Below are 13,299 nucleotides of genomic sequence, written 5' to 3'. Positions count from 1 at the left end.
TCACATCGCATTGGCTTTGATGATGTCTTGGATTTCCCCGTCGATACTGGAGGTATCGAGCACCAGCGCCTGGCTTTGGTAAGCCGGTTTCAGGCGTTGGGTGGTAGATAGGGCTGGGCCGTTGGTGTTATTTTCGCGCAAGGTCACCGTGGTGGATAAGCCAATCCGCAGTGGGTATGCCTTGAGCTGTTCCGCATCCAGGGTAATACGCACCGGCAGGCGTTGAACCACTTTGATCCAGTTACCGGTGGCATTCTGCGCGGGCAGCACCGAGAACGCGCCGCCGGTCCCCATATTGATCCCTTCAACCACGCCGTCGAACACCACATTGCTGCCATACAGATCGCTGACCACGCTCACCTTTTGCCCAATGCGCACGCCGCTGAGCTGGGTTTCCTTGAAGTTGGCGTCAATCCACAGCTGATCGGCCGGGACGATGGATAATAAGGCCTGGCCAGCGCTAAGCGTTTCACCCACCTGCACATTGCGTTGAGCAACATAGCCGGTCACCGGGCTGCGAATTTTGGTGCGCTGTAGCGCGAGCCAGGCTTCGCGCATTTGTTCTGCCGCCAACAGGATAGCTGGCTGCTGTTCAAGCGTGGAATTCTGGATCAGGATACGATTGCTGCGATATTGCTCGATAGCGACGTCCAGCGCCGCTTTGCTGCTGCTAACGGCATTACGTGCATGTTGCAGGTCTTCTTTTGAGAAGGCCCCCGCTCCCATCAATTGGGTACGGCGCTGATAATCGGCCTGTGCTTGCTGGTAAGCGATTTTAGCCTGGGCGATATTGGCGTTATATTGGGCGTCGTTGATATAGATCTGTTTGGTTTTCCTCACCGTTTCCGCCAGCTTATTTTTGACTTTTTTAAAGTTGAGGTTGGCATCGGTATCATCCAGATTGACCAAGATATCCCCTTGCTGGACTAAATCGGTATTGGTGTAATTAACGCTGACCACGCTGCCGCTAACCTGCGAAGAAATAGTGACCTGATTGCCCATCACATAGGCATCATCGGTGCTTTGCACATTGCGCGAATTGAAATACCACCAGGTTGCACTGGCCATGGCCGCAATAATAATCACCATTAGAAAAATGAGCAGCCATTGCTTTCTTTTTTCTAATGGTGTTTTTACCTGGTTATTGTCTGACTGTGGCGGTTGTGGCATGGCAAAACCCTTGCTTGTCTGTTTTGTGAGCAATAGCAAACCATTACGCTGCTGTGGGCAATAAGCTCAGTGCGTAATTTATTCATTGAATGGCTTGGTCAATCACCTTCAGCTTAATGCGGCACAGGCCTACAGGAAGAAACGCTGAAAGTTCGTAGTGATTATAAAAGCTTGCGTTGCCGCAACACAGCAGAGACATCGGAAATCGTTGCAGGCAGCGTCCTACACGTGAAGTCCACGCCGTTACTAGAGGAACAGGCGCAAAAAACTATAAACAGGGTTATGCTATAAGCTCGTAGATAGCTTGAAATCCTTAAAATATAGCGTGAGCGAAAAAACATCGTTGACCAACGCTGCCCGTATTTTTTTATGACCAGGAAACGACAATGAGTGAAACCAAGTCTTTGCGCGCCGTAATTGTTGACGACCATCCTTTGGCTCGTATGGCGATCAAGAACCTGCTGGAAAGTGAAGGCATTAACGTCATTGGCGAGGCAGCGGACGGGGCAGAGGCGCTGCTACAGGTGGCGCAGCAGCAGCCAGACGTGGTGATTGTCGACGTCGATATTCCCATCATGAGCGGCATTGAGGTGGTTGAAAAGCTCAGAAAGCAGCAGTTCAACCAAATCATTATCGTGGTCTCCGCCAAAAACGATCTGTTCTACGGCAAGCGTAGCGCGGATGCCGGGGCCAATGCTTTTATCAGTAAAAAAGAGGGCATGACCAATATCATCGCCGCGGTGCATGCTGCCCAGAATGGCTACAGCTATTTTCCGTTCTCACTGAACGGTTTTGTCGGCAGTCTTTCTTCGGAACAGGAAATGCTGGGATCGCTCTCCAGTCAGGAGATCAAGGTGATGCGTTCCCTCCTCGGCGGTGCAGATAATATGCAGATTGCGGCGGCGATGTTTATCAGTAATAAAACGGTTAGCACCTATAAAAGCCGTTTAATGGAGAAGCTTGGCTGTAGCTCGTTGGCCGATCTGTTCGCTTTCGCCAACCGTAATAAAATTGGGTGAGTGCATGCTAAAACGGGTACTGGGGTTTTGGCTGGTTTTACTGTGTCTGATGCTGCCTGCACAGGCTGTGATCAACGGGCCGATCACGTTAGCGCTGGCGAGTAGCCACCTGGTCACGCCCCCGGCCATCTACCTGGGCCACGACGACTTTATCTGGCTGGCGCAAAAGCACAGTCTTACCGTTGCGGTGTATGGTGCTGAATCCCAACCGTTGACTATGAATAGCGTCACCGGGCGCTATTGGGGGATGAATGCGGATTATCTTGCGCTGTTTGGAAAGGCTCTGAATATCAATGTAAACGTCAAACTCTACGACGATGAGCAACAGGCATTGGCGGCACTTCTTGCGGGCCGCGTCGATCTTGTTCTCACTACGCCCGGTAGGATTAGCCCGCAAAAGGCTCCCTTTATTGCCAGCTTGCCGCTGGTGCAAGGCTATCCAACCCTGGTGACGCGGCTTGCAGAGGTGATGAAGCCGTTTCACGATAATAGCGATAAGCTCAAGATAGCGATCACCCGGGATTTTCCCCCAGAATCATTTATTAAACAGGCATTTCCTAACGCCAGCGTCATTTCTTTTGCCGATGAATATCAGGCGTTGGCCTCGGTTGCCAGCCATCAGAGTGACTACTTTCTCGGCAATAACCTCACCACCAGTTTTATAATCGCGCGCGATTTCTACCAGACGCTGGGAATGGTGAAGTTCTGGCGAGCACCGCAAAGCGGCGACGTGCTTATTGCGCTCGATAGTCAGCGGCAATTGGTCAACATTGTCGACAGATTTATCAGTTCACTGACCGAACCTCAGCATAGCCAGATTGCTCAGTCCTGGATTGATATGGGTAACCTCACCTTTTTAACCAGGGACCTGGCTTTTACCCCACAGGAAACTCGCTGGCTGGAAAAAAACCGCAAATTGCGCATAGTGATTAATCCCTATTATGCCCCGTTTAGCATGGTGGATGAAAACCAGGAAATTCGCGGGATAGTTGGCGATATCCTTAACCTGATCCAGCTGCAAACCGGTTTGACCTTTGAACCGGTGATTGCCAATTCCAATGAAGAGATGGCCAGCATAATACGTAGTGGCAATTGGGATATCCTTTCCTCGGCCACGTACAGCCCAGAGCGGGAAGAACAGGCGGCCTTTACTCATCCGTTTTTGGCTACTCCTTTTGTGATCGTCACCCGCGCTGCGGTCAAACAGACCGAAACGATGAAGCCTGGCATGAAAGTCGCTATTCCGGCCTACCATACGTTATCGGAAAAACTAAAAGCCAAATATCCGGGGGTGCAATGGGTTGAGGTAGAGAACACCGGCGCGGCGCTGAGCATGCTGGATCGGAGGGAAATTGACGCGGTGGTGTCTACACAGCTCGCTTCGCGCTACATCATCGATCACTATTATCCCCATCGGCTGAGCTATTTCCGTATTCCCGACGAGCGCACCGCGCAGATTGCCTTTGTCATTCCACGTGGCTCGCAAGAATTACAAAGCATTCTGAATAAGGCCATCGACGATATTCCCCCCAAAGAGCTGATGAATTTGGCCGGGAAGTGGGTAAAAACCCCCGAAGTGAAAATTGACACCTGGAACCTCTATAACCGGCCTTTTTACCTGGTGATCGTTCTGGCTACGCTGCTGGTTGTCAGCAGCTTGCTGTGGGGAGCCTATCTGCTGCGGGCCATCCGTAAAAGCAAAGAGGCACAGGCTGCGCTTGAGTATCAGCTCGGTTTTCGCCAGACCTTATTCAACTCAATTCCCGTGCCGGTGTACGTGATCTCGTTGGAAGGCGAGGTTGAAAGCTACAACAGCGCCTTTGGTGCCTTTTTCAGCCCTGAGTTATATGCCGCGATGCACCATTCGTTGTTTGATCGCCGTCATCCTCTGGCAGACATTTTCGCAGCGCTTCAACCCAATATCCAGCAAGGGCTGCAAGTCAACCAGGTTATCCCTCATCAACTGGTACTGAATAATGGTACGGAAGAGCGCCTGATCCTTCACTGGTTAACGCTGTGCCAACTACCCGCCAACACGCCGCCCACGCTGATTTGCGGCTGGCAGGACATTACTGAATCCAGGCAGTTGATGGAGGCGTTGCAGGTGGAGAAAGACAAGGCTATTGATGCCAATCGGGCCAAAAGCACTTTCCTTGCCAGCATGAGCCATGAGATCCGTACGCCGGTGAGTGCGATTATGGGGTTCCTGGAGTTACTGACCACCCATAGCCAAAGTCCGGCAGCAGAGAAGGAATCTATTCAGCTGGCTTACTCCACCGCTCAGTCACTACTCGGCCTGATTGGCGATGTGCTGGATATGGAAAAAATTGAGTCTGGTAACTTTGAGCTGGCGCCAGAATGGGTGGATCTGGCCTCGTTGTTAACTACGACGGTCAGTAGTTTTGAAGGGGTGGCCACGCTGAAAAACCTGCGGCTGTCGGTCGATTACCGCCTGGAAAAAACGCAGGCGCTGTGGCTCGATCCGCAGGCGGTGAAACAGGTGCTGGCCAATCTCCTCAGTAACGCCATCAAATTTACCGCTGAGGGCGGGATCGAAGTGATAGCGCAAACGCAAGCGCAGGGCACCGATCAAACTCGCCTGACGCTGAGCGTGAAAGATAGCGGGGCGGGCATTAGCCCGCAGGAGCAGCAACATCTGTTCAAGCCCTTTAGTCAGACCAAGTGGGGTAAACAACAGACCGGATCGGGATTGGGTTTGACAATCTGCCGTGAGTTGGTTGAACGCATGGCCGGTACCATAAACATGGCCAGCCAGCCGGGCAGAGGCACCACCATGACGGTGACGCTCACTACCGCGGTTGCGGATCTGGAAAAGGTTACCGCCGTTTCATTCACACCTAAATCGCTCGTCAGTGGCCCTAAAGCGCTGAGGATTGTGATTGCTGACGATCACCCCACTAACCGACTGCTGCTGCGTCGTCAGTTGGCTACGCTTGGCTATCGGGTCGACGAGGCCATTGATGGTGTAGCAGCCCTGGCCTTGATCGAGGCCAATCCGTACGATCTGCTGATCACCGATCTCAACATGCCTAATATGGATGGCATAACGTTGACCCGCCGGGTGCGTGAATTCAATCGGGACATTATTATCTGGGGGCTAACCGCCAACGCACAGGCCCACGAGAAAGAGCGCTGCCTGGCGATGGGCATGAACCTGTGCCTGTTTAAACCGGTGGATTTACCGCAGCTGGAAGCGGCGTTGCAAAGCGTAGCAGGGCCTTCGCAGGCCGATCCACTCAGCGAGTTTATCGATATGGCTACGCTGCAGGCACTCAGCTTGGGTGACAACGCCCTGATGCGCCAGATGCTTGCACAGTCGCGCCAGGAAAATGACCAAGATTTGCTGGCGGCGAGAAAGGCACTCCAATCTCAGGACTGGCTAACTCTGCAAAGCCATTTACACCGCATAAATGGTACAGCTCAGCTGCTGGGGGCCACGTCACTACATCTGCTTAGCGAAGAACTGGAAAATTCGCTGGCGACTCAACAGCATGAGGCGGTGATCGAAGAGGGCATGCGCGAGCTGGAACAGTTGCTGCAGGGGCTGAATGCAGCTATTGAGGCATTTTCCCGCCCATAGGTATATTCATACTCAGTAGGGGCGCGGCTTGCTGCGCCCCTTGATATAAGCCTACAAGTGTAGTCCCACACCTACAGGAATTACCAATCCCTCTCATATCTTCGTTATGAGTCCTGTTCTAATATCCTTATCAAGTTTTGCGGCGAACGTAGCGTTCAAATAATAACGCTATTTATGCTGCCTGATATCGCGAATTTAATTCTTGGTTAATAGATCTCTCTTAAAAGGTTATTATTATGAACAAGGCAAATAACACCCCAGCATATAATGAAAATGATGATGTTTACGCGTCACAAGATTTGGCGGGTGAATTACCTAAGTCAACCTTCCCAATTACCGAGCGCAATCCACGTAACGTCTTTAATGCCATCCGCGATGAACTGATGCTGGACGGTAATTCCCGCCAAAACCTGGCGACATTCTGCCAGACCTGGGTGGATGACGAAATTCGCGAACTGATGGATCTGTCTATCGACAAGAACATGATCGATAAAGACGAATACCCGCAAACTGCCGAAATTGAAGCCCGCTGCGTCAGAATGCTGGCCGACCTGTGGAATTCGCCAACGCCGGAAACCACCCTTGGCTGTTCAACCATCGGTTCCTCTGAAGCTGCCATGTTAGGCGGGTTGGCACTGAAATGGCAGTGGCGCAAAAAGCGTGCCGAGCAGGGGTTGCCTAGCGATAAACCGAACCTGATTTGTGGCCCGGTACAGATCTGCTGGCACAAGTTTGCTCGTTACTTTGACGTAGAGCTGCGTGAAATTCCGCTGGAAGGCGATCGTCTGATCATGAACGCGGAAGAAGTGCTCAAGCGCGTTGACGAAAACACCATTGGTGTCGTGCCAACGCTGGGCGTGACGTTCACCTGCCAGTACGAGCCGGTGAAAGAGGTAAGTGATGCGCTGGATCGCCTGCAGCAGGAAACCGGCCTGGATATTCCGATGCACATCGATGGTGCCAGCGGTGCTTTCCTGGCTCCATTCTGCTCGCCAGAACTGGAGTGGGACTTCCGCCTGCCACGGGTGAAATCCATTAACTCATCCGGTCATAAATTTGGTTTGGCGCCGTTGGGTGCTGGCTGGGTGGTATGGCGTGAAGCGGCGGATTTGCCCGAAGAGCTGATTTTCAACGTCAACTATCTCGGTGGCAACATGCCAACCTTCGCGCTGAACTTCTCACGCCCCGGTGGCCAGATCGTTGCGCAGTATTACAACTTCCTGCGCCTTGGCCGCGAAGGCTACGCCAAAATTCACAACGCTTGCTACGCCACGGCTCAGCATTTAGCGGCCGAGATTGGCAAGTTAGGGCCGTTTGAGATCCTGTTTGATGGTGACAGCGATAAAGGCATCCCGGCGCTGGCGTGGAAATTGAAAGACGGCGCGGCGATCGGTGGTTATACCCTTTACGATCTGGCGGAAAAACTGCGCGCTCGCGGTTGGCAGGTTCCGGCCTATTCGATGCCGACACACCGTGAAGATCTGGTTATTCAACGCATCCTGGTGCGTCACGGCGTTAGCTACGACCTCGGTTGCCTGCTGATCGAAGATATCAAAAGGGCGCTGGTTGAATTCGAGAATCACCCTGTCATCAACCCAGTGTCTGCGCAACAAGGCAGCGGGTTCAATCACGGCTAAGGCCAAGGCTTTATTATTTCGGGGCGGCGTTGATGCCAGCCCCGCTTTTTTCCCCCACCAATATTCGCTGGGAAGAGCAACCTCTTCCTGCAGGAGAATCGTTATGGCGAGCACAGAAAAAAGCGCCGCTCCAAAACAATTAACGTTGTTAGGGTTTTTTGCTATTACCGCATCTATGGTGATGGCGGTTTATGAATATCCGACCTTTGCAACCTCGGGTTTTTCTCTCATCTTCTTCCTGCTGTTAGGTGGGTTCCTATGGTTTATTCCCGTTGGCCTATGCGCCGCCGAGATGGCGACGGTAAAAGGATGGCAGGAAGGTGGGGTATTCACCTGGGTGTCTAAAACTCTGGGTGAGAAATGGGGCTTTGCCGCCATCTCTTTTGGCTATCTGCAAATTGCCATAGGTTTTATCCCTATGCTCTATTTTGTGCTGGGGGCGCTGTCTTATATCCTCAAGTGGCCTGAACTGAACGAAGACCCGGTCGTTAAAACCGTCGCGGCATTGGTTATCTTGTGGGGTCTGGCGTTCACCCAGTTCGGTGGCACCAAAAACACCGCGCGCATTGCCAAGATTGGCTTCTTTGCCGGCATCCTGTTACCTGCGGCTGTCCTGGTGGTCCTGGCCGTCAGCTATCTGCATTCTGGTGCGCCGCTGGCCATCGAAATGAACGCCTCTACCTTCTTCCCAGACTTTACCCAAATGGGCACGCTGGTGGTGTTCGTAGCGTTTATCCTGAGCTATATGGGCGTTGAAGCCTCGGCGACTCACGTCAACGAGATGAAAAACCCGGGCCGCGATTATCCGCTTGCCATGCTGTTGCTGATGGTTGCGGCTATTTGTTTAAGTTCTGTCGGCGGGCTTTCTATCGCAGCGGTGATCCCACATGGTGAAATCAACCTTTCTGCGGGGGTAATGCAAACCTTCAGCGTGTTGATCTCGCACTTCGGTCCGCAGTTTGAATGGGCAGTTCGCGTCATTGCTGCACTGCTGCTGTTGGGCGTACTGGCAGAAATCGCTGCCTGGATTGTTGGGCCGTCTCGCGGCATGCTGGTTACCGCACAACAAGGGATCTTGCCTGCTCGCTTTGCCAAAATGAACAAGAATGGTGTGCCGGTTGCACTGGTGATTTCTCAACTGGTGATTACTTCGATTGCGCTGATTGTCCTGACCAACACCGGGGGCGGCAATAACATGTCCTTCCTGATTGCGCTGGCGTTGACGGTGGTGATCTACCTGTGCAGCTATTTCCTGCTGTTCCTGGGTTACATCAAACTGGTACGCAAACAGCCGGAAAACGAACGTGTCTTCAATATTCCGGGTGGCAAAATGGTCAAGCTTGCCGTGGCTACGATTGGTTTGCTGACCTCTGCGGTTGCCTTTGTGGTCTCATTCTTCCCGCCTTCAGGTCTGGCAGGATTGGAAGCCGACCATGTGTACGTGACTATGCTGGTGGTGTGTTTCCTGGTGGTGGTGGCTATCCCGTTCATTATCTATGCGCTGCATGATAAACGCTTGAAGGCGACCAACCTCAAGCTGGTGCCTGTGAGCACGGATTCTGCGCCAGAAGGGCACTTCTTTATCCACCCGCGTGCACGCTCCGCGCACCATATTTTTGTCGATGACAAGCAAGTGCATTAATCCCCTCACCCCAACCCTCTCCCACAGGGAGAGGGAGCTTTTAGCCCCTGCTCTTTTGGAAGTAAAGAGGCCATCTCAGCAAGTTCGATCGTTCCCTCATCCAATGTACGTCGCCGAATTTTCAGGCCCACTCGATCGGTCTCCTGTGGGAGAGGAACGCACTGTTCTTGACCAATGACAAGGCGGCGGAGGTAGTAGCCTCTTTATAATCAGGCCCGTTTGTCTTCTCACTGGTGTGGACCCATGGCTTATCAACTGAATCTTAACTGGCCCGAATTTTTAGAGAAATACTGGCAAAAACAACCTGTGGTATTAAAAAATGCCTTCCCGAACTTTGTCGATCCGATCACCCCGGACGAATTGGCCGGTTTGGCGATGGAGGTTGAGGTAGACAGCCGTTTGGTCAGCCAAACCCATGGTCAATGGCAGGCCAGCCACGGGCCGTTCGAACATTTTGATAACCTGGGGGAAACCGGCTGGTCGCTGTTGGCCCAGGCGGTTAACCACTGGCATGCCCCGTCAGCGGAGCTGGTGACCCCGTTCCGTGTATTACCGGACTGGCGGTTGGACGATCTGATGATCTCCTTCTCGGTCCCTGGCGGCGGCGTAGGGCCACATATCGATCAGTACGACGTATTTATCATCCAGGGCATGGGGAGCCGCCGCTGGCGCGTGGGTGACAAACTGCCGCTGAAGCAGTTTTGTCCGCATCCGGCACTGCTGCACGTGGAACCTTTCGAGCCGATTATCGATGAAGATCTGGCACCGGGCGATATCTTGTATATTCCGCCGGGCTTCCCGCACGACGGCTTTACCCACCAAACCGCGCTTAACTATTCCGTTGGCTTCCGTGGCCCTAACGGCAGGGATTTAATCAGCAGCTTTGCGGACTATGCGCTGGAAAACGATCTCGGGGGCGAGCATTACAGCGATCCTGATTTAACCTGCCGGGAACATCCGGGCCGGGTTGAAGAGTATGAGCTCGATCGCCTGCGCAGCATGATGACCGAGATGATTAATCAGCCGGAAGATTTCAAACAGTGGTTTGGCCGCTTCGTGACCACGCCACGCCACGAGCTGGATATTGCCCCAGCGCAACCGCCTTACGAGCAAGATGAGGTTATCGAAGCGTTGATGGACGGTGCCGTCCTGACTCGCCTGAGTGGCTTAAGGGTGCTGGAGGTTGGTGGCAGCTTCTTTATCAACAGCGAGCGTCTGGATACCGTCGAGCCTAAAGCCGCCGATGCCCTATGCCGTTACACTATCGTCGGTAAGCAAGAGTTAGGTGAGGCGCTGCAAAACCCGGCGTTCGTTGCCGAGTTAACCGGTCTGGTTAATCAGGGTTACTGGTTCTTCGACGAATAATTGAGCTACCAAATGCGGCTTCCCAAGATGCGCTGTGGAAGCCGCGTTTTAAATGACAGTGGTGCTGTCAGCCTGACCGCTGGGGCTGCAAAGGTGTGTCTTGCTGTTTTAGCCTGATGGGAGTGTTCAATATCTTGATGGGATGTTATTTATGGCCTTCAGAAAACCTTTGTCCGTCATAATGTAATTCCCGGCCTTCAACTGTGCCAAGATCTTCATAATGCTACTGCGCGAAAGAAACGTTCGGCTCTTGATATAGGAGACGACGCTAACGCTATTTCTGATCTCTGGCGTTTCGCTCATTAACTCATAAAGTTGAGAACAGATGATTTCATAGGACGATAGTGAAGAAATCTTGGTGCAATGATCGTAGACCCTAGAGGCGGTATAAATTAACAGGGTCGATACACTTTTCCAGAGATCTTCCTGGGTAATAATCTGGTTGACCTCAGCCATAGGGATAACGCTGACCTCTGAATTCTCTTGGGTACGGATATAGAGATAGTCAGACTCCAACAGCTGCGTGCTGATGCCAAAGATGTAGGGCGCAGACTCTGAATTTAACACCATGCCATCAATATTGCGATACAGCGTCACACTGCCTTTGTGCAGCAGAAAGCAGTGATGCTGCCCGCCTGCAATGTAGTTAAGTGATTGTCTTATTTTTGTTTCAACCTTGTTGGCATATGGCGAAAGGTGTTTCAGGATCAGTTCGATTTCTGCCAAGGGTTTTTTATGTGTCATATTACAATTGCATGTAATAGAAGGCTTTATTTTGTTGCTCACCTTGATTCCCTCCGTGGCGCGCGGTTACCCACCAGCAGTGTGTAGCTAGTTTTTCAAAAGGAATGATTATGCTAATTTTAATTGGTTTTAAAAGTTATTTGAGGGTGTAAAATTACACTCAGAAAAAGCTTGAGTATTACCATGATTGAGCATCAGAATAATCCCGTTATTTTAATTTTATGGCAGCTATATTTGTGATTTTAAATCATGTCGTATAAAGCCATTAATTTATTTCCACATGCAAATTGCAAAAGTCTGATTTCTTTTAGTTATTGGTGATGAATCTGGTTTTTTAGCTAAAAAATGGCTTTCCCCTGAATGAATGGATTTGTTAAAGGATGTGAAAATTGAACGTTGTGTTTGAAGATGGCAATACTCTGTACCGCGCTGGGATGGAGTGGTTACTTACGGAGTTATTTGGGAACACTGAAAACCTCCATTTCAGCGTAATGGATAGTAGTGTGATTACACAAGCCAATATTCTGGTAAAGAGTTTTTCTGCCGGTGAACGTTTTCTCTGCCAGCCTTTAATGAAAACTCGCCAACAAGGCTGTTTGGTGATTGGAGTATACGAGGGTGGTTCCGCCCCAAACTGTGGTAGACTTCCTTTGTGCTTCTCAAATATTATATTTATTAATCGGTCAGATTCCTTGGCTAAAATAACAGATCTTATTTTTCGAGGTTGGCAGCATTGCTTGCTAGAGACGCAACATCCGGCCAAACAAAACTGTCAAATGTGTAACCATCAAACACTAACATTGCAGCAAGCGAGCGTTGCTACGCGTTTTTATCTGGGAGAAGAAACCCATGTTATCGCCAGAAAGTTGAAGATCAGCACCAAAACGGTGAGTTCACATAAATATATCATTATGAAGAAGTTTAACGTTGGTACAGATCAAGACTTGTTGACTTTGCTCCATTTACTTAAAAATCAGCTTATTATCCCCAATTTATTCAGGGAGTGTTTAAAACCTATGTTGCTGCGTTTACTGCGCCAGCGTTGCCACTAGGCTCGTAATGAAGATACGCGTAGCAGGTGTTGATATGCTAGATTGAAAGCAGAGTACGCCCCTTACCTCTTACGCTGACAGGATTTATGAGCATACAAGAACAACATGCCACCGATGACTTTACTGCAACAGTCAAGCTGTTTGAAAAGTTGAGTCCTTATGTCAGCTTTGACGTTGTCATACCCGGAACCCGGCTTTACCTGTTTAAAGAGGGCGAATCGTACTGCTATCTGATACGCAGTGGTATTTGCAAATTGCATCATGGGCCTGATGAAATCTTGATCAATACCATGTATATACCCAGCATTATTGGGGTTGGTGGCGTTTTGGCGGCTAACGGTGCGCTGTTTTTACAAACGCATACTAGCGCTGAGGTCGCGATTGTCAAGACCCAGGATATCAGGCAAATTATTGCTCGTTTCAATCTGTGGGAACTGCTGTCCAGGCATATCTACCGGGTCACCAACCGGTTTTTTATGTTGAGTAGCTACCTCAACTCGCCGACGGCTTATGAGATCCTGCGTTTTCAAATGCTAGAGTTAATGGATGAGCCCACTGAATTCAGAGAGAGCATCTCTGCTGCACAATATATTCAACAAAAAACACGCCTGTCGCGCAGCAGCATAATGAAAATCCTCTCGCAGCTTAAACAAGGGGGGTTTGTAAAGCTTGAAAACGGTATTCTGAAAGAAATCTGTCACTTACCTCTTAAGTATTAAGGCGTAGAGTTCTCTTCCTTCACAAAGCCCTGCGATAACCTGCGCTATAGTACAGGTTTATCTTTTATCTCCCCGTGTCCGTTTACCTGCTCTAAAATGAGAGCTATTATTATTCGCTTCCTATCACCAATAGTAATCCCATGATTTTACTTGAATAAATTCCTTCTCTAGCGTTTTTAAAGAATGGTTCTGAGTGGTGTAAAATTACACCGATAAACCAGTTGAGGAACTTCCTGTTTTAAACGAGAATGTTCTCAGACGATAGCGGGTGAGGTTATTAATAACGGCTTTATACCCAGCGTCTAAAAGCAATACCTTGCTAATAAAAAATCTATTATTGGTTGGGTGGT

Annotated in this window: 9 protein-coding genes; 7 read left to right on the top strand and 2 right to left on the bottom strand. The window is 50.5% G+C overall.

The window, feature by feature from the left end; translation table 11 throughout:
- Positions 1-1,170: an EmrA/EmrK family multidrug efflux transporter periplasmic adaptor subunit gene (locus tag ACX9GU_RS21110; protein WP_473192803.1), complete on the bottom strand. Its 1,170-nt coding sequence runs from the start codon at positions 1,168-1,170 to the stop codon at positions 1-3.
- A 404-nt stretch (positions 1,171-1,574) separates the two neighbouring features.
- On the opposite strand from ACX9GU_RS21110, the gene evgA reads away from it, so the two are divergent.
- The 5 genes from evgA to ACX9GU_RS21085 all read left to right on the top strand — a co-directional run bounded on the left by evgA (position 1,575) and on the right by ACX9GU_RS21085 (position 10,434).
- On the top strand, positions 1,575-2,189 hold the full coding sequence (evgA, locus tag ACX9GU_RS21105) for an acid-sensing system DNA-binding response regulator EvgA (RefSeq protein ID WP_473195228.1): 615 nt from the start codon (positions 1,575-1,577) through the stop codon (positions 2,187-2,189).
- Between the two features lie 4 nt (positions 2,190-2,193).
- The gene (locus tag ACX9GU_RS21100; RefSeq protein ID WP_473192802.1) at positions 2,194-5,790 is read left to right on the top strand and encodes a response regulator; all 3,597 of its coding nucleotides are present in this window, start codon (positions 2,194-2,196) and stop codon (positions 5,788-5,790) included.
- A gap of 236 nt (positions 5,791-6,026) precedes the next feature.
- Positions 6,027-7,427, top strand: coding sequence for a glutamate decarboxylase (gene gad, locus ACX9GU_RS21095; RefSeq protein WP_473192801.1), 1,401 nt, complete (start codon positions 6,027-6,029; stop codon positions 7,425-7,427).
- 103 nt (positions 7,428-7,530) lie between these two features.
- Entirely contained in the window at positions 7,531-9,069 is a 1,539-nt protein-coding gene (gadC, locus tag ACX9GU_RS21090) for a glutamate/gamma-aminobutyrate antiporter (protein WP_473192800.1), read from the top strand.
- Between the two features lie 243 nt (positions 9,070-9,312).
- A complete protein-coding gene (locus tag ACX9GU_RS21085; RefSeq protein WP_071681240.1) occupies positions 9,313-10,434 on the top strand; it encodes a ribosomal protein uL16 3-hydroxylase in 1,122 nt (373 codons plus the stop codon).
- A gap of 126 nt (positions 10,435-10,560) precedes the next feature.
- Here ACX9GU_RS21085 and ACX9GU_RS21080 read toward each other — a convergent pair whose 3' ends face one another.
- Positions 10,561-11,178, bottom strand: coding sequence for a winged helix-turn-helix transcriptional regulator (locus ACX9GU_RS21080; RefSeq protein WP_473192799.1), 618 nt, complete (start codon positions 11,176-11,178; stop codon positions 10,561-10,563).
- A 398-nt stretch (positions 11,179-11,576) separates the two neighbouring features.
- On the opposite strand from ACX9GU_RS21080, the gene ACX9GU_RS21075 reads away from it, so the two are divergent.
- Positions 11,577-12,230: a helix-turn-helix transcriptional regulator gene (locus ACX9GU_RS21075; RefSeq protein ID WP_473195227.1), complete on the top strand. Its 654-nt coding sequence runs from the start codon at positions 11,577-11,579 to the stop codon at positions 12,228-12,230.
- A gap of 86 nt (positions 12,231-12,316) precedes the next feature.
- Positions 12,317-12,949, top strand: a complete 633-nt coding sequence (locus ACX9GU_RS21070; RefSeq protein WP_473192798.1) for a winged helix-turn-helix transcriptional regulator — start codon at positions 12,317-12,319, stop codon at positions 12,947-12,949.
- Positions 12,950-13,299: the final 350 nt, after the last annotated feature.

The organism is Serratia sp. K1WW1, from assembly GCF_055790865.1.
Note: the sequence above shows the minus strand (reverse complement) of the source record. Positions and strands in the feature narration are given on the sequence as shown.